Annotated in this window: 27 protein-coding genes; 5 read left to right on the top strand and 22 right to left on the bottom strand. The window is 72.7% G+C overall.

Annotated features, from left to right (window positions below; translation table 11 throughout):
- Positions 1-60: 60 nt before the first annotated feature.
- From G8E01_RS02130 to G8E01_RS02040, 19 genes are all read right to left on the bottom strand, one after another.
- Positions 61-402: a hypothetical protein gene (locus G8E01_RS02130; protein WP_166315200.1), complete on the bottom strand. Its 342-nt coding sequence runs from the start codon at positions 400-402 to the stop codon at positions 61-63.
- Positions 399-992, bottom strand: a complete 594-nt coding sequence (locus G8E01_RS02125; RefSeq protein WP_166315197.1) for an alpha/beta hydrolase — start codon at positions 990-992, stop codon at positions 399-401. Before G8E01_RS02125 ends, G8E01_RS02130 begins: the two co-directional genes overlap by 4 nt.
- A complete protein-coding gene (locus G8E01_RS02120; RefSeq protein ID WP_166315194.1) occupies positions 989-1,891 on the bottom strand; it encodes a PaaX family transcriptional regulator in 903 nt (300 codons plus the stop codon). The genes G8E01_RS02125 and G8E01_RS02120 overlap by 4 nt, the downstream gene beginning before the upstream one ends.
- 47 nt (positions 1,892-1,938) lie before the next feature.
- Positions 1,939-2,793, bottom strand: coding sequence for a fumarylacetoacetate hydrolase family protein (locus tag G8E01_RS02115; RefSeq protein WP_166315191.1), 855 nt, complete (start codon positions 2,791-2,793; stop codon positions 1,939-1,941).
- A complete protein-coding gene (locus G8E01_RS02110) occupies positions 2,790-3,194 on the bottom strand; it encodes a RidA family protein (RefSeq protein ID WP_166315188.1) in 405 nt (134 codons plus the stop codon). Before G8E01_RS02110 ends, G8E01_RS02115 begins: the two co-directional genes overlap by 4 nt.
- 23 nt (positions 3,195-3,217) lie before the next feature.
- Positions 3,218-5,587, bottom strand: a complete 2,370-nt coding sequence (locus G8E01_RS02105) for a bifunctional salicylyl-CoA 5-hydroxylase/oxidoreductase (protein ID WP_166315185.1) — start codon at positions 5,585-5,587, stop codon at positions 3,218-3,220.
- Positions 5,584-6,450, bottom strand: coding sequence for an acyl-CoA thioesterase domain-containing protein (locus G8E01_RS02100; protein ID WP_166315182.1), 867 nt, complete (start codon positions 6,448-6,450; stop codon positions 5,584-5,586). Before G8E01_RS02100 ends, G8E01_RS02105 begins: the two co-directional genes overlap by 4 nt.
- Positions 6,447-6,878 (bottom strand): cupin domain-containing protein, encoded by a 432-nt coding sequence (locus tag G8E01_RS02095; protein ID WP_166315179.1) that lies wholly within the window; start codon positions 6,876-6,878, stop codon positions 6,447-6,449. The genes G8E01_RS02100 and G8E01_RS02095 overlap by 4 nt, the downstream gene beginning before the upstream one ends.
- A gap of 24 nt (positions 6,879-6,902) precedes the next feature.
- Complete coding sequence (locus tag G8E01_RS02090; RefSeq protein WP_166315176.1) at positions 6,903-7,106, bottom strand: hypothetical protein; 204 nt, start codon at positions 7,104-7,106, stop codon at positions 6,903-6,905.
- Positions 7,107-7,115: 9 nt separating this feature from the next.
- Positions 7,116-8,456, bottom strand: a complete 1,341-nt coding sequence (locus G8E01_RS02085; RefSeq protein WP_166315173.1) for a phenylacetate--CoA ligase family protein — start codon at positions 8,454-8,456, stop codon at positions 7,116-7,118.
- 87 nt (positions 8,457-8,543) lie between these two features.
- Entirely contained in the window at positions 8,544-8,786 is a 243-nt protein-coding gene (locus tag G8E01_RS02080) for a PLDc N-terminal domain-containing protein (protein ID WP_166315170.1), read from the bottom strand.
- Between the two features lie 101 nt (positions 8,787-8,887).
- Complete coding sequence (locus G8E01_RS02075; protein ID WP_166315167.1) at positions 8,888-9,655, bottom strand: hypothetical protein; 768 nt, start codon at positions 9,653-9,655, stop codon at positions 8,888-8,890.
- A 9-nt stretch (positions 9,656-9,664) separates the two neighbouring features.
- Complete coding sequence (locus G8E01_RS02070) at positions 9,665-10,294, bottom strand: TetR/AcrR family transcriptional regulator (RefSeq protein WP_166315164.1); 630 nt, start codon at positions 10,292-10,294, stop codon at positions 9,665-9,667.
- Positions 10,291-11,049: a tyrosine-protein phosphatase gene (locus G8E01_RS02065; RefSeq protein ID WP_166315161.1), complete on the bottom strand. Its 759-nt coding sequence runs from the start codon at positions 11,047-11,049 to the stop codon at positions 10,291-10,293. Before G8E01_RS02065 ends, G8E01_RS02070 begins: the two co-directional genes overlap by 4 nt.
- On the bottom strand, positions 11,046-11,888 hold the full coding sequence (phnE, locus tag G8E01_RS02060) for a phosphonate ABC transporter, permease protein PhnE (RefSeq protein ID WP_166315158.1): 843 nt from the start codon (positions 11,886-11,888) through the stop codon (positions 11,046-11,048). The genes G8E01_RS02065 and phnE overlap by 4 nt, the downstream gene beginning before the upstream one ends.
- On the bottom strand, positions 11,885-12,676 hold the full coding sequence (locus G8E01_RS02055) for a phosphonate ABC transporter ATP-binding protein (protein WP_166315154.1): 792 nt from the start codon (positions 12,674-12,676) through the stop codon (positions 11,885-11,887). Before G8E01_RS02055 ends, phnE begins: the two co-directional genes overlap by 4 nt.
- A gap of 8 nt (positions 12,677-12,684) precedes the next feature.
- The gene (phnD, locus tag G8E01_RS02050; RefSeq protein ID WP_166315151.1) at positions 12,685-13,602 is read right to left on the bottom strand and encodes a phosphate/phosphite/phosphonate ABC transporter substrate-binding protein; all 918 of its coding nucleotides are present in this window, start codon (positions 13,600-13,602) and stop codon (positions 12,685-12,687) included.
- Positions 13,603-13,756: 154 nt separating this feature from the next.
- Positions 13,757-14,686, bottom strand: coding sequence for a hypothetical protein (locus G8E01_RS02045; protein WP_166315148.1), 930 nt, complete (start codon positions 14,684-14,686; stop codon positions 13,757-13,759).
- A 58-nt stretch (positions 14,687-14,744) separates the two neighbouring features.
- The gene (locus tag G8E01_RS02040; RefSeq protein ID WP_166315145.1) at positions 14,745-15,443 is read right to left on the bottom strand and encodes a GNAT family N-acetyltransferase; all 699 of its coding nucleotides are present in this window, start codon (positions 15,441-15,443) and stop codon (positions 14,745-14,747) included.
- A 73-nt stretch (positions 15,444-15,516) separates the two neighbouring features.
- Here G8E01_RS02040 and G8E01_RS02035 point away from each other — a divergent pair, with 73 nt between their 5' ends.
- From G8E01_RS02035 to G8E01_RS02020, 4 genes are all read left to right on the top strand, one after another.
- Positions 15,517-16,107, top strand: coding sequence for an LOG family protein (locus tag G8E01_RS02035; protein ID WP_166315142.1), 591 nt, complete (start codon positions 15,517-15,519; stop codon positions 16,105-16,107).
- A gap of 40 nt (positions 16,108-16,147) precedes the next feature.
- Complete coding sequence (locus G8E01_RS02030) at positions 16,148-17,656, top strand: hypothetical protein (RefSeq protein WP_166315139.1); 1,509 nt, start codon at positions 16,148-16,150, stop codon at positions 17,654-17,656.
- A 57-nt stretch (positions 17,657-17,713) separates the two neighbouring features.
- Positions 17,714-18,349: a phosphatase PAP2 family protein gene (locus G8E01_RS02025; RefSeq protein WP_166315136.1), complete on the top strand. Its 636-nt coding sequence runs from the start codon at positions 17,714-17,716 to the stop codon at positions 18,347-18,349.
- A 109-nt stretch (positions 18,350-18,458) separates the two neighbouring features.
- Positions 18,459-19,130, top strand: coding sequence for a YceI family protein (locus tag G8E01_RS02020; RefSeq protein WP_166315133.1), 672 nt, complete (start codon positions 18,459-18,461; stop codon positions 19,128-19,130).
- A 4-nt stretch (positions 19,131-19,134) separates the two neighbouring features.
- Here G8E01_RS02020 and G8E01_RS02015 read toward each other — a convergent pair whose 3' ends face one another.
- Positions 19,135-19,500, bottom strand: coding sequence for a winged helix-turn-helix transcriptional regulator (locus G8E01_RS02015; RefSeq protein ID WP_166315130.1), 366 nt, complete (start codon positions 19,498-19,500; stop codon positions 19,135-19,137).
- A gap of 95 nt (positions 19,501-19,595) precedes the next feature.
- Here G8E01_RS02015 and G8E01_RS02010 point away from each other — a divergent pair, with 95 nt between their 5' ends.
- The gene (locus G8E01_RS02010; RefSeq protein WP_166315127.1) at positions 19,596-20,447 is read left to right on the top strand and encodes an SDR family oxidoreductase; all 852 of its coding nucleotides are present in this window, start codon (positions 19,596-19,598) and stop codon (positions 20,445-20,447) included.
- A gap of 154 nt (positions 20,448-20,601) precedes the next feature.
- Here G8E01_RS02010 and G8E01_RS02005 read toward each other — a convergent pair whose 3' ends face one another.
- Complete coding sequence (locus G8E01_RS02005) at positions 20,602-20,985, bottom strand: DUF779 domain-containing protein (protein ID WP_166315124.1); 384 nt, start codon at positions 20,983-20,985, stop codon at positions 20,602-20,604.
- Positions 20,985-22,532: an acetaldehyde dehydrogenase ExaC gene (gene exaC, locus G8E01_RS02000; protein WP_166315121.1), complete on the bottom strand. Its 1,548-nt coding sequence runs from the start codon at positions 22,530-22,532 to the stop codon at positions 20,985-20,987. Before exaC ends, G8E01_RS02005 begins: the two co-directional genes overlap by 1 nt.
- Between the last annotated feature and the right edge of the window lie 3 nt (positions 22,533-22,535).

Raw genomic sequence — 22,535 nt, 5'->3', positions numbered from 1 at the left:
CGTCACCGTGTCGCGGGATGACGGTCGTGTTTCAATATCACGACCATCGTCACGATTTCGTTAGGCGACGCGAACGGCGACGCCGCTTTCCCCGCCCGCCGCGCGAATCTCGCCCACGCGGTCGGCGTCGTCCAGCGCGCGCGGCGCGACGAGCGCCGCCTGATACTCGTGCCCGTACGCGTGCACGAACTCGACCACGTCGTCCACGCGCAGCGCGTTCTCCCCCACGCGCGGGAGCAGGCGCGCGTGGCGCCGCGACGGGCGCATTCCCGCGCCCGCGATGGCCGCGTCGACGGCCGCGTCCTCCTCGGCGGGAAGCGCGCCGACCGTCATGATGCCGAGGCGCACCCCCTCGGGGCGGAACACGGTGGCGAGCCAGTCGGAGGTGGGGGTGGGTGTCATGCCCGTCGTCCTTCGTCGTTGTCGGGAGCCGCGGTCCAGATGCCCGTCAGGCACCAGCTCAGCGCCTCCGGCCAGGGGCCGAAGCCGGCCGCCGCGTTGAGGTGTGCGCCGCCGCGGAGCGGAATCGAGCGCGCTCCGGCGCGGCGCGCGAGATCGCTCGCCCCGCCCGGGAGGTAGGGGTCATCGTCGGCCCACACGAGGTCCGGTCGGCGCTCGTGCGCGGCCACGACCGTCGCCGCGTCCTCGGGGGCCGGCCAGAACGCGGAGACGTCGCCCCCATGCGCGCCCGCCGCGGGCGGGGCGACGAGAAGCGCGCGCTCGACGCGGGGCTGCGCCGCGGTCGCGTCGACGCACATCCGCAGCCACAGCAGCACGCTGAGGCCATGCGCGACGACGACGGGACGATCGGCCCGCCCCACCGCGTCCCGCACCACGCGCGACCAGGCGTCGTATCGGGGAGACTCCGGGTCCGGCAGCGTGAGATAGTCGACCCGCCACCCGTGCTCGACCAGGCGCTCCGCCAACCATCCCTGCCAGTGCAGCGGCGCCCGACGGTGTTGCCACCCGTCGAGGAGGATCGCCGTGTTCACGCGATGCGCGCGGCGGCGCGCACACGCGCCGCGCGCCCGGGGTTGTCGATGCGCCGTCCCGTGACGGATCCGACGTACTCGGTGGCCGGCGCGCTATATGTCTCGCGCAGATCCTCGAGGAGCCGGCTCGTGTCGGATCCGGGCCAGTCGTCGGGCAGGAGCGAGGGGTGCAGCCCCGGATCAATGTAGGGGACGATGCGCCACGTGTCGATCGCCCGGATGTAGATCGCGAACGCCTCGCGGTCGGTCACGCCGGCGGGCGGGGGCACGTCGCGGGCGTGCAGGCGAAGGAAGGTGTCGTGGTGGGCGCGGATGGCGTCGAGATCCCACCACGCCGCCACGGTCTCTCGCGGGTCGCCCGTCACGATCGGGCGCTCGGCCACGAACGTCGTGCAGTCGTCGCGCACCCCCACCCGGCGCAGGATCTCCTCGATCTCGTCCGCGAGGAACGCGGGTGCGATCCAGAGTGCGGGCGAGACGAGCCCGCACCCGATCCACTCCAGCCGCTTGCGGAGCTGATGGCGCTGCGCGCGCCGCTCCTCGGGGATCGTGAACGAGATGAGGTACCAGCGGTCGTCCGCGCCCATGTTGCGCGGGTTGTACACGCGGCGATCGCCGCGCGCGAGCATCGGAACGGCCTGGTCGGCCAGCCGATACCCCGCGCCGCCGTCGCGCGTCTCGGCGATCAGGAGGCCCTTCTTCTTCACGCGCGCGATCGCGGTGCGCGCGCGGGCGTCCGAGATGTCGAGCGCGTCGAGGAGCTCCAGCAGGTGGGCGACGGAGATCCACCCGCCCATCTCCCGCAGGAAGATCGCGACAATCGTCCGGAGCAGCGACGTTGCGCTGCCCGGGCGCGACTCCATGTCGTCGAGGACCTCTCCGAGCGCTTCTTCCGTCATGCGTGGCACCATATCTCGCTTCGAACGGCCGTCAGGTTTCCGAGGCGTCACGATACCGAGAACGTCGGATCCACGACCTCGACGCGGTTGCGCACGGCGCCGACGCCCTCGATCGAGACCTCGACGGTCTCGCCGTCGGCGAGGTACCGCGGGGGCGTGCGCGCCGCGCCCACGCCGCCCGGCGTCCCCGTCGCGATGATGTCCCCGGGGCGCAGCGTCGTAATCCGCGAGATATAGGAGACGAGGGTGGCCGCGCCGAAGACGAGATCGTCCGTCGTCGAGCTCTGCACCGTCTCGTCGCCGACCCGCGTCGTGAGGACCGATCCCGCCGGCGCCTCGTCCGACGTCACGAGCCACGGCCCCAGGGGCGTCGTGGCCTCGAAGGTCTTCCCCTGCAGCCACTGCGTCGTGCGGCGCTGGTGAGCGCGCACCGTGATGTCGTTCATGACGGTGTACCCGGCGATCGCGCGCGCCGCGGCCTCGGGCGCCGCGAACCGCACGGTCTCCCCCACGACGACGACGAGCTCTCCCTCCCAGTCCAGGGTGTCGGCGGCCTCGCGCGGGATCCGGATCGGATCGCCCGCCCCGATGAGCGCGTCGGCGTACTTCGCGAAGAGCGTGGGGAACTCCGGCAGCTCGCGGCCCATCTCGAGGATGTGCGCGCGGTAGTTGAGGCCGACGCACACGATCTTGCTCGGCGCGGGGACCACCGGGGCCCACGCGTCGTCGGCGAGCGCGGACAGCGCGTGCGCCGTGCCCTGCGCCCGCTCGGCGATCCGGCGCCAGTCCGGCCGCGCGAGCAGAGCGCCGACGTCGGCCATGCCCTGGATCTCGACGGCGATGCCCGCCTCGACACGGACCGCGCGCGTGCGCCCGCCGATCCGGAGCGTCCCGAGCCTCACGCGCGCCCCGGCAGCACCGCGACGCCCGCGATCTCGATCTGCGCCTCGCGCTGCCATAGCCGCGTGACGCCGATCCCCGCCATCGCGGGGTAGTGCGCTCCAGCGAGCTCCCGCCACGCGCGCCCGATCTCGCGGCCGTGCGCCTGATAGTCCTCGACGTCGGTCAGGTAGATCGTGACGCTCACGAGGTCCTGCGGCTCCCCGCCCGCCGCGGCGAGCGCCGCGAGCAGGTTGGAGAACGCCTGCCGGAACTGCGCGACGATCCCGCCCGGGACGATCCTCATCTCCGCGTCGAGCGCCGTCTGCCCCGCGAGGTGCACGGATCCATCGCTCGCGGCGATGGCGTGGGAGAAGCCGGACGGCGCGGGCAGCGCGGGCGGGTTCACGATGGTGTGGGACATGGCAGCGAGCCTTTCTGGGGAGATCACACGAGGGCCGAGGCGAGGGGGTGCCACCGCGTCGCGCGCGGGGCCTCCGCGCGCCCGCGGACGAGTTCGAGCCGGGGCCGCACGGCGTCGGTGCGGCCCGTAGGTGGCTTGCGTCGGCCCGCGCGGAACGGTGCCGGCCAGCTCGCGCCCGGGCCCCGATAGTCCTGGTCGGCCGCGGCGTGCAGGGTCCACTGGGGGTCATAGAGGTGCGTGCGCCCCAGCGCGCACATGTCGGCGCGCCCCGCGAGCAGGAGCGAGTTGACGTCGTCGTACGACGAGATCGCGCCGACGGCGATCACGGGCACGCCGCGGGCCGCGGCAACGCGGTTGCGGATCGCATCGGCGAAGGGCGCCTGGTAGCTCCGCCCGAAGGCGGGCGCCTCGTCGCCGACGACCTGACCGCTCGAGACGTGGATCGCGGCGGCGCCGTGGTCGATGAAGGCCTCGGCGATGCGCACGGCGTCGTCCACCTCGTTCCCGCCCGGCGCCCAGTCGACGGCGGAGAGCCGCACCGTGACGGGCCCGGCCTCGCCGAACGCCTCGCGGACCGCGTCGAAGACCTCGAGCGGGAAGCGGAGGCGGTTCTCGGCGGATCCGCCGTACGCGTCGGTCCGCCTATTCGACAACGGCGACAGGAAGGACGAGAGCAGGTACCCGTGCGCGGCGTGCACCTCGACGAGGTCGAAGCCGGCGTCCGCGGCGCGGCGCGCGGCGGCGGCGTAGTCCGCCACGACCGCGTCCATGTCGCGTCGGGTCATCTCGCGCGGGGCCGCGCTCACGCCCTCCTTGTACGGCACGGACGACGGCCCCATCGTCTCCCAGCCGCCCTCCGTCAGCGGCTCGTCGATGCCCTCCCACATGAGGCGCGTGGATCCCTTGCGCCCCGAGTGCCCGAGCTGCGCTCCGATGCGAGCGGACGACTGCGCGTGCACGTAGTCGGTGATCCGGCGGTAGGCGCGCGCCTGTTCGTCGGTATACAGGCCCGTGCAGCCGAGCGTGATGCGCCCGTCCGCGGACGGCGCGATCATCTCGGTGAGGACGAGCCCCGCGCCGCCCGCGGCCTTCGACCCGAGGTGGACGAGGTGGAAGTCGTTCGCGACGCCGTCGCGGGCCGAGTACATGTCCATCGGCGCGACCGCGATGCGGTTGTCGACCACGAGCCCGCCGATCCGGATCGGCTGGAACATCGCGGGGGCCGCGCGGCCCGCGGGCACCGCCGCGGCGAAGGCGCGATCGGTGCGCTCGGCGAAGTCGGGGTCGCGCGGGCGCAGGCCGTCGCGGGTGATGCGCCGGCTGCGCGTGAGCAGGTTGAACGCGAACTGCCAGGGCTCCTGCTCGGCGTACTGCGCGATGTCCTCGAACCACTCGAGGCTCGCCTGCGCCGCGCGCTGCGTCGAGGCCACGACCGGCCGGCGCTCCGCGTCGTAGGCGGACAGGGCGGACGGCACGTCGGGGTTCTCGTGGAGCGCGGCGGCCAGCGCGAGCGCGTCTTCCAGGGCGAGCTTGGTCCCGGATCCGATCGAGAAATGCGCCGTGTGCGCGGCGTCGCCGATGAGGACGACGTTGTCGCGGTGCCAGGTCTCGGTCCGCACGGTCGTGAACTCGAGCCACTGGGAGTTGTTCGCGCGGAGCGCGTGCCCGCCGAGGTCCTCGCGGAAGATCTCCGCGATGCGCGCGACCGCGTCCTCGTCCGTGTCGCCCGGGCCGAGGCCCGCGGTCCGACCGAACCCGGCCCGCTCCCAGACCTCGGGCTCCATCTCGACGATGAAGGTGCTCTCCTCGACCGAATAGGGATACCCGTGCATCTGCATGACGCCCCACGGGGTGTGCTTGATGATGAAGGTGAAGGCCTCGAAGACGAGGTCGGTGCCGAGCCAGATGTACTTGGAGCGCCGGCGGTCCAGGCGCGCCCCGAAGTGATCGCTCCAGCGCTCGCGCGTGGGCGAGCGCAGCCCGTCGGCGGCCACGACCAGGTCGTATTCCGTCGCCAACTGCTCCACGTCGGGGGCCAGCGTCCGGTAGTGCACGACGACGCCCAGATCGGCGCAGCGCTGCTGGAGGATCTGCAGGAGCCGGCGGCGGCCGAGCGCCGAGAACCCCTGACCACCGACCGTGATGTCCTCGCCGCGGTAGCGGATGTCGATGTCGCTCCACTGCGCCATCTCGCGCGTCATCAGGTCGAGCGTGCGGGGGTCGGATCCGCGGATCCCCGCGATCGTCTCGTCGCTGAACACGACGCCGAAGCCGTAGGTGTCGTCGGGGGCCTTCCGCTCCCACACCTCCACCTCGCGGGTGGGGTCGAGCTCCTTCATCAGCGTGGCGGCGTACAGGCCCCCAGGGCCCCCGCCGATAACGGCCACTCTCACGATCGTTCCTCCGTAGTCGGGTTCAGGCGGATCACGCCCTGCTGGACGGCGCTCGCGACGTGGGTGCCGTCCGCGGCGTGGAACTCGCCCCGGACGGTGGCCCGCCCGGATCCGAGGTGGACGAGGTCGAGCGTGCACAGCATCCACTCGTCGGCCCGCACGTCGGCGTGGATCCAGAGAGCGTGGTCGGTGCTGGCGGTGACGAGCCCGGGGCGCGTCCAGTGCAGGCCGGTCGCCGACAGCGCGGGCTCGAGCATCGCGTAGTCGCAGACGTAGGCGAGCGCCGCGCGGTGCGCGGGCTGCCCGGCGGGGATCGCGGCGTCGGCGCGGATCCACACGCGCATCCGCTCGCCCCCGCCCGGGACCGGCCGCACGTACGGCGCGCCCTCGACGTGACGCAGCTCGAAGCCGCGGCCCGAGGACCAGTACTCGGCGGCGGGGCCGCGCTCGCCCGCGAGGGCCGCGGCGGCGCCCGGCACGTCGTCGGGCGCGGGCGCGGCCGGCATGGGGGTCGCCGCGGCGAGCGCGCTCTCCTCCCCCACGTGGAAGGACGCGAGGGTGACGGCGACGATGCGCTCGCCCTCGCGCGCCGTCACCTGGCGCGTCGAGTAGGAGCGCCCGTCCCGAAGGGTCGCGACCGAAATGTCCACGGATCCGCCCACGGTCGCGGGCGAGACGAAGAGGGTGTGCGCGGCGTTCAGGGCGCGGTCCTCGGCGACCGTGCGGGTGGCGGCGGCGACGGCCTGCGCGAGCAGGTCCCCGCCGTACGCCTTCGGCCACGGCACGGGCTGCGTGCGCCCGACGAACGCGTCAGCGCTCGTCGCCCGGAGGGCGACGGCGCCGGCGAAGGGGCCGCCGCTCACGCGCGCCGGAATCCCGCGAGCGCGGCGTCCGCGACATCGGGGAGGTTGACGACGATGTTGTCCGGGGTACGCGCCGTGAGCCACACGAGCTCCTCGGTCGTCGACATGTTGGCCTCGACGTGGGGCATGAACGGCGGCACGAAGACGAAGTCGCCCGGCCCCATGTCCACCCAGGTCGAGAAGTCGTCGCCGAAATAGATCCGCGCGCTCCCGCGCAGCACGTACCCGCCCGTCTCCGCCTCGCCGTGGTGGTGCGGGAGCGAGCGATACCCGGGTTCGTTCGAGACCTGCCCGAACCAGATCCGCGTCGCCGGCGTGTGCTGCGGGCTCACGCCCGACAGCCGCAGCGCCCCGCCGGAGTTCGGCGTCGCGTCGTGGAGGTCGTCGCCACGCGTGACGACGGGGACGGCGGTGTTCGTGGGGATCATCTCTGGACTCCTTCGCGGGGCGCGTCAGACGCCGTGGTCGATGAGGTGCTCGAAGCGCAGGCCGAGCCCGGTCGCCGCGACGCCCAGCGGCGCGATGGCGGCGAGCACGGCCGAGCGCGCGTTCGGCGCGAGGCCGGAGTCGCCCGAAAGCGCGACGAGCTCGTCGAGGGCGGCGAGGATCCGGCGCTCCTGCTCCGTGAGCGGGTGCCCGAGGAGATCGGTCGTCATGGCGGCTCCTTAACGGTTCGCGGGGCGCATGTCGGTCATGCGCTTGGCCTTGAGTTCGAAGCGCGGGAGGGCCCCGGCCTCGCGGCGCGAGACGTGGAAGTTCAGCCCCTCGTGCGCCTCGGCGAGCTCGAGCTTGAGCGCCTCTTCCAGGCCGGGCCAGGCGGCGTCGTCCATGGCCGTCACGGGCTCGACGTGGACCGTGACCTCGTCCCGGATCCCCACGCGCTCGATGTAGGTGTGGAACTCATCGATCAGCTCGAACTTGCGCACGATCTCCTCGACCGCACGCGGGTATACGTTCGTGCCGCGGATCAGCTTCATGTCGTCCACGCGGCCGAGGATCCCGCCCTCGTAGAGGTCCCACGTTCGCCCGCTCGAGGCGACCGTGTGCGGCACCTTCACGACGAGGTCCTTCGTGCGGTACCGGAGGATCGGGAGCGTGCCGCGCCCGAAGGAGGTCGTGACGCGCTCGCCCGGCTCGCCGTAGGGCAGCTCCTCGCCCGTGTCCGGGTCGACGACCTGCTCGATGAAGTGCCCCTCGATGATGTGCGTGCCGCCCGGCTGCTCCTGCGGCTCGAACATGAAGATCGTCCCGAGCTCGGTCATCCCCGCCGTGTCGTACGCCTTGGCACCCCACTGGCGCTCGATCAGGTCGCGCGTGATGGGCGGCGTGGGCTCTCCCGAGAGGATCACGGTGTGCACGGGCGAGTTCTTCAGGTCGAGCCCGAGCGCCTCCGCCTCCTGCGCGAGGCGCAGCGCGTAGGTCGTCGTGGAGGCCACGACGGTCACGCCGAAGTCGATGATCTGCTTCACGCGGCCGGCGGTGTTCTGCGCGCCGCCCGGGAGGGTGAGCGCGCCCATCTTTTCGAGCCCGTAGTGGAGCCCCCAGAATCCGATGAACGTGCCGTACCCGAACGCGACGTACGCGCGGTCTCCCGGCCGAACGCCCGCGCCCCACAGCCCGTAGCACCACATCTCGGCCGCCCAGGACCAGTCCTTCCGGCTGTCGAGCGCGCGCAGTGGCGTGCGCCCGCTCGTGCCGCTCGTCGTGTGGAGGCGAATCGCGTTGTCGGTGTTGTCCGACCCGGTGACGGGGAGCTCCCCGAACGGCGGGTGCGCGTCCTGGCTCGCCATCCACGCCTCGCGCTCGAGGAAGGGGATCCGCTGGATGTCGTCCCAGGACTTCAGCTGCTCGGGGCGAAAGCCCGCGGCCGCGAAGGTGCGTCGATAGAACGGGCTCCGGGCGTCCGCCCACTCCGCCGTGCGGCGCAGCTTCTCCAGCTGGAGGGCCCGCAGGTCCTCGCGCGGCAGCGTCTCGATCTTCGGGTTCCAGAACGGTTGTGAGTCCATGGCTCCTCGCTTCGTGAAGGTGCCCAAACCATATCGCGATCATGACGGCCGCCTCGGCGAGAGATGAACCCCGGTAAACCGGCCCTGCTACGACTGCCTGGAGTTCGCTGGCAGGACGGAACGGCGCCCCACCGCCAGCCACGCGACAGCGCCAAGCACCGGCACAAGCAGGACAAGAAGAGTCCAGATCCATGCCTGCAATGCGGTGAGATGCTTGGCCGAGCGGGCAAGCCCGATGAGCGCGATGACGGTGAGCGCGATCACGGCCGCAACGATCACCGACCACGCGATGTCATAGCCCGCGGGGACCAGGGGATTGTGGTCGTCCATACCGGGAATCTAGTCCCACGTCACGTTCAGCCACCAGGTCACGCTCCACCCCACATCGCCCTATGTGCGTGACGAATGTCGTCGGCGCACCCGCGCTCCGCTCACTCGAAGAGGAACCTCTCCCGCGCCGGGGCGCGCGCGGGCCGCGGTCGAAGGAGCAGGGCGAGGCCGCACGCGCACACCGCGAGACCGAGCGAGAGGAGCAGCGTCGCGAAGGGCGCGGGATCGGCGGGGAATCCGGAATCGCACCCCCACCCGAGCGGTAGCCATCGCCAGACGAGGCGCGCCGGCGCCGCCATGCCACCGGACGGAGGCGGCTCACAGGGCAGGGGCGGCGCCAGGGCGAGAACGACAGCGGCGGCCGCGAGCAGCATCCCCGCGCCGGCCCAGAGCGCGCCGACGCGCCGCCTCACCGGCGTCTCGCGGACCCCGGCCAGGCTCGCGGCGGCGACGCCACCTACCCAGGCCCAGACCGGACCGGCGGCCGCCGTGAAGACGCCGAGCGCGGTGGGGAGCGCGTAGGCCACGATCACCAGCGCCGCCTGGGCGCCGTTCCGGGCCTCGGCGATCGCGAGCGCGAGCGCCAGCGCGACGAGGGAGGCGTAGCTCGACACCATCGCGATCAAGCCCGCGTCCGTCCGCGACAGCGGCGGGCGGTGGCGCGCCCAGAGCGCCGCGGCGATCACGGCCGCAGCCGCCATCGCGGGCGCCGCCGCGAGCGCCGAGGCCGTCCACGGCCACCGGCCACTATCCGAGACAGTCAGAATCGTCGTGAGCGCCGTGACGACCGCCCACGGTGCCCCGATCGCGACGCTCGCGAACCAGAGCGCCCTCCCCCACGGCAATCGTTCCGCACGCGCCCCCGCCATCCGGCCACGCTACCCCGCGGCCTCATCGTCGCTCATGCCGCGCCAGGCGATCTCGAACGCGGCCCGGCAGCGGCGGAGCGTGGCGGGGTCCTCGAGCGAGGATCCGCGCACGACGGACTGGTAGTAGAAGACGCCGTTGATGAGGTCGATCGACGCATCGACGTCGAGGCCTGCGCGGAGCTCCCCGCGGCGCACCGCCTCCTCCAGCGCCTGCGTCATCGCCCCGCGGCGACGGCGCACGTGCGACGACCAGTAGGCCCGCTGCAGCTCGGGGTTCTCCATGACGAGGGCGAGGCGCGTGCGGAAGCGGCGCTCGCTGTAGCCGCGTCCGCGCGCGGCGGCGGGGTCGCCGAACAACACCGCCATGATCGCGTCCTTGACGTCGCCCGACAGGTCGAGCTCGATCGACGCGCGACCCCGGTCGAGCGCCGCCGCGATCAGCTCGGCCATGCTCGGCCACCGGCGATACAGCGCCGCGCGGGAAACCCCGCTGGCCGCCACGACCGCGTTGACGGTGACGGGCGTGCCGGCGTCGACGAGCGCGGCGACGGCGTCGAGGATCCGCTCGTCGTGCCCCTCGCGCCGCGGCCGGCCGGGCCCGCGCGCGGCGGGCCCGGCCGTGGTCTCGGCGATCGTCATGCCCGCGCGCGCTCGCGGAGCGTCGCCACGAGCCCGTCCGTCAGCCCCGCCTCCCGCAGCGGCACCAGCGGATCCGCGTAGCCGTTCTCGAGGTGCGCGAGCAGCTGGCGCATCGGCTCGGGCGAGAACTCCGCCCGCGTGGCGGCCTTCGCCGCGTCGGTCAGGTCGTAGCCGTGCTGCGCCATGATGGGCCCCATGACGGGCGCGAGGCGCTGCATGATCCGCGGCGAGTTCTCGCCCGTCCGGGCGTAGTCGGCGACGATCGCCTCGTGCGGCGCGCCGAGCGCGAGCAGCAGCGACGCCGCGAGGACGCCCGTGCGGTCCTGGCCCGCCGCGCAGTGAAACGCCGTGGCGCCCGGCGCGGTCGCGATGACCGCGAGCGAGGCCACGATGCGCGGCGCCGCCTGCTCATACATGCGGATGTACATCTGCCCGAACGACGCCTGGTCGAACGCCTCGGCGGAGGACCCCGCGTCGCCGACCGACGCCATGAACGGGAGGTGGTGGTACGTCACGGGCTGCTCGGCGAGCGCGCCGCGCCCCGTGAACGCGGTCTCCTGGTGCGATCGCAGGTCGATGACCGCGGCGAGCCCGCCGTCGACGAGGTCGGCCGCCGTCGCCGGGTCGACCGTGGCCAGGTCGTCGGTGCGGATGGCGAAGCCGGTGCGGACGGTGCCGCCGGCCATGGGGATTCCGCCGAGGTCGCGCAGGTTGACGGGCGCGCTGAGGGGGAGGTCGAGGACGTCGATGCTCATGTGATCTTCTTTCGGATGATGGCGCTGGCCTGGTCGATGATCGTGACGAGCACGACGATGCAGATGACCATGGCGCACAGGTGGCCGTATTCGTATCGGTTCATGGCCGTGGTCAGTTCGAGGCCGATGCCTCCCGCCCCCACGAGGCCGAGGATGGTCGCGCCGCGCACGTTGCCCTCGAACAGGAGCAGCGTGTAGCTCGTCAGCAGCGGGAGCGCCTGCGGCACGATGGCGTACTGGATGACCTGGCGCTTCGAGGCGCCCACCGACTCCATCGCGACGATGGGCCCGCGGTCGACGGCCTCCATGGCCTCGGCGAAGATCTTGCCGATGGATCCGAGCGATCCGATCGTCATGGCGAGGATGCCCGCGAACGGGCCGAGCCCCACGGCCGAGACGAACATGAGGGCGATGACGAGGTCGGGCAGCGCGCGAATGATGTTCATCGACCAGCGGCACGTGTAATACAGCCACGGCGGGGCGATGTTGCTCGCGGCGCCGAATGCGATCACGAGCGACAGGCCCGCGCCGAGCACGGTGCCGACGATCGCCATCTGCAGCGTCTCGAGGAGCAGCAGGAGGATCGTGTCGATCTTCGAGAAGTCCGGTGGGAACATGCGCGCGAGGAACTCGCCCATGTTGGCCGCGCCCTCCCCGAGCTTGCGGAAGTCGAACTCCGCGCCGTTGGCCGACCACACGAAGATGAGGACGGCGGCGGCGACGCCGACGACGAAGCGGGCCCGGGGGATCCGGAACGCGCGCTCCATGCGCTCGCGGGAGCGCTCGTCGAGCTGGGGCGGACGGATCCCGCCCGCGGGGGTCGTGGTCGTGAGGCTCACGCGCCCTCCTCCTCGTCGTCGGTGTCGTACACGGGCGCGAGTGCCGCGGCGTCGAGGGCGGCCGTGCGTCCGGAGACGACGATGCGCCCGTGGCGCAGGCCGACCACGCGATCGGAATGGGCGAGGGCGAGGGGCAGGACGTGCAGGCTGACGAGCACGGGGATCTTCTCCTCGCGCGCGATGGACTGCAGCAGCTCCAGGACGACGCGGCTCATCTTCGGGTCGAGGGACGCGACGGGCTCGTCGGCGAGGATGAGGCGCGGGCGCTGCATGAGGGCCCGCGCGATTGCTACGCGCTGCTGCTGTCCGCCGGACAGCGAGCGCGCCTCGTCGCCCGCCTTGTGCGCGATGCCGACGCGGTCGAGGAGCTCGAGCGCGCGCCGCCGGTCCGCGCTGCGGAAGGTGCCGAGCGCGTTGACCGCGCCCGCGCCGTAGAGGGATCCGGTCAGCACATTCGTCAGCACGCTGAGCCGGCCGATGAGGTTGAACTGTTGAAAGACCTGGCCGACCTCGGAGCGCAGCCGGCGCAGCTCGCCGCGGCGGAGGCGGGCGACGTCGTGGTCGCCCGCGCGGACCCGGCCGGAGCCGATGGGCGCGAACCCCGTGAGGGCCTTCATGAGCGTGGACTTGCCGGATCCCGAGGATCCGAGCAGCGCCACCGTCTCGCCGGGATAGAGGTCGAGGTCGACGCCGTCGAGCACGAGCGGCGCGTCCGGGGCGTAGCGGACGGCGAGATCGCGGATCTCGACGAGCGCCTCGCGGGCGGGCGCCGCGGTCGGGGCGGTCATGACGGCGCTCACTCGAGGTCCGAGATGTCGACGTCGGCGATCGCGGCGATGTCCACGAACGGCTGGAAGTACTCGGCGCCCGGCTCGATGACGGGCTCGGTGCCCTCGGGCATGCCCTCCATGTAGAGGCCGAGCTCGTCGCGGTTCGCGTCCGAGAAGACGACGGGGATCGCCTCGACGAGCGCCTCGCGCTTGTCCGCGCTCATGGACTGGCTGCCGAGGAAGGACATCGAGATCGGCATCGAGATGCTCTCGCCGATCGAGCGGGTCTCGCCCTCCTCGAACGGGAACATCGGGTTGTCCTGGCCCGCCATCGTCGGGAAGATCGTCGAGGTGCAGGCGACGTCGGCCTGGCCCTCCTGGAGCGCGATGAAGCTGCGGTCGTGCCCGCCCGAGAACAGCTCCTCGAAGTCCTCGCCCGCCGTCAGGCCCGCCGCGTCCAGCATGTGCGTGGGCATGAAGAAGCCCGAGCTCGAGGCGGGGTCGGCGAACGCCACGACCGTGTCGGGCGTGATGTCCTCGAGCGAGGTCAGCGGCGAGTCGTCAAGCACGAGGCACGTCGAGACGGGCTCGTCGGTTCCGGGCCACGCGACGAGCGAGTCGACCTCGCCCGTGTTCACGGCGAGGGCGGACGGAAAGCCGCTCATGACGCCGATGTCCTCGTGGCCCGCGCGCACGGCCTCGATCACGGCGGAGTAGCTCGGCACCTCGGTGACCTCGACGGTCATGCCGGTCTCCTCCTCGAGGAGCGCCTTCATGGCGTCGACGGGGGTCTCGACGGTCGGGTCGTCGCTGAGGGGCAGGGCGGCGAAGCGGATGACGTCGTCGTCCGCGGACGCGTCGCCGGCCGAGCCCGCGCAGCCGGTGAGGAGCAGCGCGGATCCTGCGGCGAGCGCGCAGGCGGCGAGGGGCGTGGACAGTCGCATGGGGAAGCCTTTCGCGAGGGGGGAGCCCCGAACGGGGACATCTCGAGAAAAGCGGCCGCAGGTGACGCGGAATTACGAGACCGGCAATACGGGAACCGAAGTCTCGATGAACGGCGGGTGACGGGATCCGCGGTCTCGCATCGGCGCGGGGGCGTCAGCGCCCCGGCCAGGTGAGGTCGGCGTCCTCGGGGATGCGGTGCGCCTCGAGGCCCGGATCCGCGACGAGCGCCGCGATCAGCTCCTCGGATCCGGCCACGGTCGTCGAGTCGAGGTCGATCTCGCTCGCGAGCACCCACGCCCGGTCATCGGGCCACACGAGGCTCGGCGAGTGCACGTGCAGCGGCTCGGCCCACGGCGCGGTGTCCGCCCAGGCGGGGTCCGCCCACTCCGCGGGCGCCGCGCGGAAGAGCACGTGCCCGCGGCCCGGCAGCTCCAGGCGCGGGCCGCGGGAGATCTCGTCCGAGAGCGCGCCCGGCTGCCACACGCCCTTGCGGAAGACGTTGTTGAACGCGTCGCGGTAGCTCTCGCGGAGGAACTCGCCGTGGTGGGCGTCGTCCCCGGCCGAGGCGGCGAGGATCCGCGAGGAGTGCGTGCCGACGAACCCCAGGAGCCCGCCCCAGCCCTCCCAGATCGCCGCGTACCCGGATCCCGGGGTGCCGGTGTGCGTCACGAGGTGCCGGGCGGCCGCGGCGAGCGCGGCGGGATCGAGCACGCCCTCCTCGGGGGCCTCGTACCGCCAGCCCGCGCCGTCGCGGAGGTCCGACTCGGGGGCCTGCGGGTCCGTGCCGACGAGGTGGTCCCACTGCGCGAGCGGGCCGGGGGTCGTGCCGAAGGCGCGGGCGACCTCGGACCACGACACGCGCTCGGCGTCGACCTCGGGGCACTCGGCGAGGAAGCGCTCCCACCCTTCCGCGTCCCCCTCCTCCGGCCACGCGCCGCGCACGGGGCGCTCGCGGAAGGCGGGGTGGAGGATTCGCGCGTAGGCGGCGAAGCCCCGCGGCACGAACAGCCCGATCGACCAGGTGTCGGGATCCAGGCGCTCGCGGATCCAGGATCCCGCGGCGACGTCGCTCGTCCACTCCATGCGCCCAGCGTAGAGGGGGTGTGGATCCGAGTCACGGTGACTCGGATCCGCCGCGGGCTCAGGGCACGCGCACCCGGATGAACGGGGTCTTCCGGCGGACCTCGAACCCGAGCTTCTCGTAGGCGGCGACGGCTCCGGTGTTGGCGGCGGAGGCGTGCAGGAACGGCCGATCGCCGCGCGCGCGGATGTGGGCGATGACGTCGAGGACGAGCCGGGAGGCGAGGCCCTGGCGGCGGTACGCCGCGTCCGTCGAGACGGCGCTGATCTCGGTCCAGCCGGCCGGGTGCAGGCGCTCGCCGGCCATCGCGACGAGGCGGCCCTCGCGGCGGATCCCGACGTAGCGCCCCAGCTCGTGCGTGCGGGCGAGGAAGGGGCCGGGCTGGTTGCGCCCCACGATCGCGAGCATGTCCGCGACGTCGTCCGCGCCGAGCTCGACGGCCGATGGATCGGCGGCCCCGGCGGCGCGGTCCGTCGCGACCAGCTGCAGGCCGTGACCGCGCGAGAGCTCGTCCCAGCCCGCGGGGAGGTCCGGGTCCGCGTGCGAGATGAGGAACTCGGATCCGGATCCGTGCAGCTCCCCCAGCGCGTCCCACACCCCGGGCTCGTCCCAGGACGCGACGCCCGTGAACGGCGAGACGTCGGCGGGGTAGGTGCGGGCGAGGTCGCCGCCCCGCGCAAACTCCGCGTGCGCGCCCGTGAGGGCGGACCAGGCGGGGGCGTCGAGCGCGGCGTCGGCGAGGGGGAGGGTGGTGCTCATGGGATCCCTTCGGGTGCGGCGTGGGGTGCAACCGTGGCACGCTACGCCGCATTCCCGCCCCTACGCTGGGAGCATGTCCGCCGTTACCCGCGTCACCGTCTTCACCGGATCCTCCCCCGGAGCCTCGCCCGCCTACCGCGCGGCGGCCGAGGAGGTCGGGTCGGCGATCGCCGCGGCCGGCATGGGCGTCGTGTACGGCGGCGGCAACGTCGGCCTCATGGGCGCCGTGGCGACGGCCGCGTCGCGGGCGGGCGGCGAAGTCATCGGCGTGATCCCGACCGCGCTGGTGGACAAGGAGCTCGCGCACGAGGACCTGACGCGCCTCGAGGTCGTCGACAACATGCACGAGCGCAAGATGCGCATGGCCAACCTGGGCGGGGCGTTCGTCGCGCTCCCGGGCGGCATCGGCACGCTCGAGGAGTTCTTCGAGGCGTGGACGTGGCTGCAGCTCGGGATCCACGACAAGCCGATCGCGCTGTACGACGTGGGCGGATTCTGGCGGCCGCTGCTCGAGATGATCGACCGGCTCGTCGCCGAGGGTTTCGTCGCGGCGCACTTCCGCGACGCGCTGATTGTCGCCGAGACGCCCGAGGGGCTCCTTGCGCAGCTCGAGGCCTGGGAGCGCCCGACGCCGAAGTGGGAGCAGCCCGCCGCGTCGGCGTGAGGGTCCCGGCGTTGTCGGGGGCATGGGGTATCACGGAGACGTGAGCCTCGACATCTACGCCCCCGTCATCCACGGGATCGGGGTGCGCAGCCACGAGGACTTCGCCGAGGAGTCGGTCGCGGCGATCGCCGCCCACCTCGACGCGTCGCCCACCGGGTGGAAGCGGGTGGAATGTCCCGCCGGCTGCACGCAGTTCGCGGCCGGACACGCGCACCTGCGCGGCGCCGACGGCCTCGGCCTCGTCGTGGATCCGCTGATGTGGTTCGACGTCGTCGACCAGCCGCCGAGGTGGCGCGTGGCGTGGTGGTTCCTGCGCGCGCTCTTCGTGCTGTGCGCCGTGCACCTGCTCGTGAACGGCCAGGTGCTCGCCGAGGGCCCTACGCGCCCCGTCCGCGACCTGCCGGCGTACCTCTGGCGGGCCGTGCGCGCGATGGCGTGGATCCTCGTCCTCGGCGCGTTCGCCGTCGCCCTCGCGCTGCCCCTCACCCTCGCGGTCGCGCTCGTGCCGAAGGCGCGCTCGCTCGCCGTCGACGCGCTGGGATGGACGAGCGACCCGGACACCCGCCGCGGCGTCTCGGACCGCGTCTCGTCCCGCGTCGCGGCCGTCGACGCCGCGCACACGGTGCTCATCGGCCACTCGCAGGGCGGCGCGATCGCCGCGAACATCTCGCGCGACCTCGATCCCGCCCGCACGACGCTCATCACGATGGGCACGGGGCAGGCGCTCCTCGCCCCCATCAGCGCGACGCTGCACGTGGGCTGGGCGTCGATCGCGGCGCTCGCGGCCTCGATCGTCGTCTACGTCGCCGCCGCCGCGGTGCTCATGCGGTGGCTCGTGGCGGCGGCCTTCGCGCTCGTGTCGACGGCGATCCTTGGCACGCTCGAGCTCGGCGCGGCGGCCTGGCGCGCCGCGAGCGACCGGGCCCAGGCGCTCGCGCACCTCGGGGAGGCGCGGCGGCTGGTCACCGACCTCGCGACGACCCTCGTCCTGTCCCCCGACGTGCTCGCGACCCTCCTGTCCATCCCGGCGATCGCCGCCGCGGTCCTCGTGTACGCGCGGATCTTCGCGCCCGCCGTCGCGGAGATCCGCGACCTCTGTCACCCGGCCGCGCGCGGGGTCGACCTGTGCGCGACGTTCGACTTCGTCTCGCACCCCTTCACGGTGCTGGGCGCGCGCCGGCGGATCCGCCGCGTCCCCCAGTCCGCGTCGATCGCCGACCACCTGCGCTACTTCCCCAACTCCACCGAGGTGCTCGCCGCGATCGACCGGGAGATCTCCACGCTCGGCGTCGGCCGCCCCCGCGACGCGGAGGCTGCCCGCGCGGGCCGGGAGGTGCGCGGCCTCGTCCGCGCGCTGCGCGTGACGCGCGCGATCGCCGCCGCGGCCGCCGCGACCGCCGGATTCCTCGCGACGGGCGCCCTCACGCCCGCGCTCGCGATCGGATACGTCGCCTACCTCGCCGCGACGGCCCTGAAACAGTGGCGCTGGACGTCCGCGCAGCGCGCGTTCCGCGCCGCGCGGGAGCGCGCCTCGGTCGCGGCCGGATAGAGCCTCCTCCGCGGTGCGGTGCCGGCGCGGCGCGCGCCAGACGCCATACTCGTTCACATGGATCCGCGACGACTCGGCTGGTGGGGCGTCGCCGCGCTCGCCCTCGCGACCGCGCTCGGCGTCATCCTCATGCTCGGGTACGAGGATCCGCCGGGGTTCGATCAGTGGTGGAACGACACGGTGATCCTGCGGCGCTCGGACGCCGCGATTGCCTTCGCGCAGGCGCTCGACCGGCTCGGCGGCGGCTGGTTCGCCGTCCTCGTCGCCCCACTGGGCATCATCGCGGCGCTCGTCATCGCTCGCCGCTGGCGCGGCGCGCTCTTCGCCGCCGGGTCCTTCGCGATGAGCGCCGTCGTCGTGCAGCTCCTCAAGAGCCTCGTCTCGCGCACCCGACCCGAGGACATGCTCGTCGCGAGCGACTTCGGATCCTTCCCCTCCGGTCACACGGCCAACGCCACGACCATCGCGGTCGTGCTCGTGCTCCTCTTCCCCCGCCTCTGGGTGGCGCTCGCCGGTGCCGCGTGGGTGCTCGCTATGGCGCTCTCGCGCACGCTGCTCTCCGTGCACTGGGCCACGGACACGCTCGGCGGGATCCTCGTCGGCGCGGGGGTTCCGCTCGTCCTCGCGGGGTTCCTCCTCCCCTGGGCGTGGCGCCACGCGCCGCGCCGCCCGCGCGCCGTCGCGCGCGAGTGAGGCCGCCGGCCGCCCCGAGGGCTCACAGAAAGTTCATCACCGACAGCGCGCACCCGCGCGCATCGACGGGGCATGATGGAGGCCCTCCCCGCCACCGAGATGAGGCCGCGTGACGACAAAGACGAAGATCCTGCTCGCCTCCGCCGCGGCACTCGTGGTGCTCGTCGCCGCGGCGCTCGTCGCGGGTCCCCGCATCTATGCGTCGTGGGCCGAGGGCCGCGCGGGCGACGCGCCCGCGAACACGATCGACGGCCCCGTCCCCGACGAAGCCGCGGAGTTCACGGGAACGCTCGCCGTGTCGGACGGATCCGTGGCGGGCTACCGCGTCGACGAGGTGCTCCAGGGCGAAGACGTGACGGTACGCGGGTCGACCGACCAGGTCACGGGCGAGGTCAGCGTCACCGACGGCACGCTGACGGCCGCCACGATCGAGGTCGACGTCGCCAGCATCGAGACCGATTCCGGGCAGCGGGACGCATATTTCCGCTCCACCGCGCTGGAGACCGATCTGTTCCCGACGGCGACGTTCACGCTCACCGAGCCCGCGGAGCTCGAGGTCGGGAGCGACACCGTGGTCCTCACGGGCACCTTCGAGATCCACGGGGTGACCCAGCCCGCCGAGGTGACGGCGGACGTCGCGGCCGACGGCGACATCGTGCAGGTGTCGGGCGCGATTCCGCTCGTCTTCGCGGACTACGGGGTCACCGCGCCGGACCTCGGGTTCGTGTCGGTCGAGGACGAGGGCAGCATCGAGTTCGCGCTCGTGCTGAGCGCCGAGTAGGGGCTCAGGGGCGCGCGACCATGGTCTCCGCGTGGTCCGCGACCCAACCGAGGAGAGGCAGCATTCGGCCCATCAGGTCACGCCCGAGCGGTGTGAGGCTGTACTCGACGTGCGGCGGCACCTGGGGTAGGGACTCGCGGTGCACGAGCCCGTCGGCGGCGAGCGTGCGGAGCGTGGAGGCGAGCATCTTCTCGCTAATGCCGCCGACCTCGCGCCGCAGTTCGCCCCAGCGCAGCGTGCCGTCGGACAGCGCGGCGAGCACGAGCACGCCCCACTTGCTCATGATGTGATCCAGCACGACGCGCGTCCCGCAGCCTTCGTCGAAGGTGCGGCGGGCGGATCCGCGGATCTCCGCAAAACTCACGCTCATGTGGGTACCTTACCCAAAAGTGGGTACCCGCGGACGGGAAGTGCGGCGGCCCGGGGCGCGTTGTCGCTCGTGACCGTCCACGAAAGGAACCACCCATGACGATCCTCGTTACCGGCGCCACCGGCCAGCTCGGCCGCCTCGTCGCCGACGCCCTCCTCGCCCGCGGCGCCTCGGCCGCCGACATTCGCCTCGGCGCGCGCGACGTCGCGAAGGCTGCCGACCTGGCGGAGCGCGGCTTCGAGGTCGCGCACCTCGACTACGACGACGCCGCCTCGGTCGCGAGCGCCGTCGCGGGGGCCGACACGGTGCTCCTCATCTCGGGCAGCGCGGTCGGCCAGCGCGTACCGCAGCACCGCGCGGTCATCGACGCAGCGGCCGCGGCGGGCGTGACGAAGCTCGTGTACACGAGCGTGACGAAGGCGACGACGACCGACCTGCTGCTCGCCCCCGAGCACAAGGCGACGGAGGAGGCGATCGCCGCGAGCGGCGTGCCCGCCGTCATCCTCCGCAACGGCTGGTACACGGAGAACTACGCGGGCGACGTCGCGCAGGCCGCTGCGTCGGGCGCCATCGCGAAGTCGGCCGGCGATGGCCGCGTCGCCTCCGCCGCGCGCCGCGACTTCGCCGAGGCCGCGGCCGTCGTGCTGCTCGAGGACGGCCACGTCGGCGAGATCTACGAGCTGGGCGGCGACGAGGCCTGGACGTTCGACGATCTGGCCGCCGCCGCGACCGAGATCACGGGGCGCGAGGTGGTCTACCGCCGGCTGACCCTCGAGGAGCAGACCGCGGCGCTCACCGAGGCCGGCCTCGACGCGGGCACGATCGGCTTCCTCACGGGCCTCGACCAGAACATCGCCGCGGGCGACCTCGCGTTCACGGACGGCACGCTCGCGCGCCTGATCGGCCGCCCCACCACGCCGCTCACGACGGCCCTCCGCGCGGCGTAGCCCCCTCCGTCCCGCCCCAAGTCCACATTTCTCCGACAAGTCTCCCCGCTGAGCGGGGAGACTTGTCGGAGAAATGTGGACATAGCACCTCGGGCGGCATGCACCAACGTCACGTACGGGGGCTTACGCACCCGGCGCGCCGGGGGTGGGACGCTCACGCCGGGTTGAGGGTGGCCGATTCCTCGTCCGTAAGGAGGCGGGAGCGAATGAGGAACCGCTTGCCCGTCGGGCCCTCGACGCTGAACCCGGCCCCGCGCCCGTCCACGACGTCGATCGTGAGGTGGGTGTGCTTCCAGTACGCGAACTGGCTCTCCGACATGAACACCTCGATCGGCTCGTCGAGCCCGACGTCGACGGATCCGAGCAGCACGTCGCTCGGCCCCGTCACGAACATGCCGCGCGGGTAACACATGGGGGCGGATCCGTCGCAGCACCCTCCCGACTGGTGGAACATGAGGGGCCCGTGCTGCGCCGTGAGCGAGCGCAGGAGGGCGGCGGCCTCGTCCGAGACCGCCACCCTCTCCGGCTTCTCGGTCATCAGAACAGGCCCGCGGGCCCCTCCGCGTAGGACACGAGGAGGTTCTTTGTCTGCTGGTAGTGCTCCATCATCTTGAGGTGGTTCTCGCGCCCGATCCCCGACTGCTTGTACCCGCCGAACGCGGCGTGCGCGGGGTACTGATGATAGGTGTTCGTCCACACGCGGCCCGCCTCGATCGCCCGGCCCGCCCGGTAGCACGTGTCCGCGCTGCGGCTCCAGACGCCCGCCCCGAGGCCGTAGAGGGTGTCGTTCGCGGTCCGGATCGCGTCGTCGTAGTCAGAGAAGCTCGTCACGGACACGACGGGTCCGAAGATCTCCTCCTGGAAGATGCGCATGTCGTTCGACCCCTCGAACACGGTCGGGGCGATGTAGAAGCCGCCCGAGAGGTCGCCGCCGAGGTCGACCGGCTCGCCGCCCGTGAGCACCTTCGCGCCCTCCTTCTTGCCGATGTCGATGTAGGACAGGATCTTCTCGAACTGGTCGTTGGAGGCCTGCGCACCGATCATGGTCGCGGGATCCAGCGGGTTGCCCTGCACGATCTTGCCCACGCGCTCGAGGCCCGCCCCGAGGAACCGGTCGTAGATCGACGTCTGGATGAGGGCCCGCGAGGGGCAGGTGCACACCTCGCCCTGGTTGAGGGCGAACATCGCGAAGCCCTCCTGCGCCTTCTGGAAGTACGCGTCGTCCGCGGCCGCGACGTCCTCGAAGAAGATGTTGGGGCTCTTGCCGCCGAGCTCGAGCGTCACGGGGATGAGGTTCTGCGACGCGTACTGCATGATGAGGCGCCCGGTCGTCGTCTCGCCGGTGAAGGCGACCTTGCGGATCCGCTTGTGCGACGCGAGCGGCGCTCCCGCCTCGATCCCGAAGCCGTTGACGATGTTCACAACCCCGGCGGGAAGGAGGTCGCCGATCAGCTCGAAGAGGAACAGGATCGACGCGGGCGTCTGCTCGGCCGGCTTGAGCACGACGCAGTTGCCCGCGGCGAGCGCGGGCGCGAGCTTCCACACCGCCATGAGGATCGGGAAGTTCCACGGGATGATCTGGCCGACGACGCCCAGCGGCTCGTGGAAGTGATAGGCGACGGTGTTCTCGTCGAGCTGGCTGAGGGATCCCTCCTGCGCCCGCAGCACGCCCGCGAAGTACCGGAAGTGGTCGATCGCGAGCGGGATGTCGGCGGCGAGCGTCTCGCGCACGGGCTTGCCGTTCTCCCACGTCTCCGCCACGGCGATCGACTCGAGGTTCTGCTCCATGCGGTCCGCGATCTTGTTGAGGATGATCGCGCGCTCGGCGGGGCTCGTCCGCTTCCACCCCTCGAAGGCCTTCCACGCGGTGTCGACGGCGCGGTCGATGTCGGCCGCCGTCCCGCGCGCGATCTCGGTGAAGGGCTTGCCCGTCACGGGCGTGATGTTCTCGAAGTACTCCCCGCCCGCGGGGTCGACGAACTCGCCGCCGATGTAGTGGCCGTATCGGGGCCGATAGCTGGCGCGGGAACCGGGCTGGCCCGGGGCCGCGTAGGTGCTCGAGACGCCTTCTTCGACAATGGTCATCGC

The sequence above is a fragment of the Microbacterium excoecariae genome (genome assembly GCF_011326725.1).
In the GTDB taxonomy this organism is placed as follows: Bacteria; Actinomycetota; Actinomycetes; order Actinomycetales; family Microbacteriaceae; genus Microbacterium; species Microbacterium excoecariae.
This window is presented reverse-complemented; position numbering and strand designations above follow the sequence as displayed.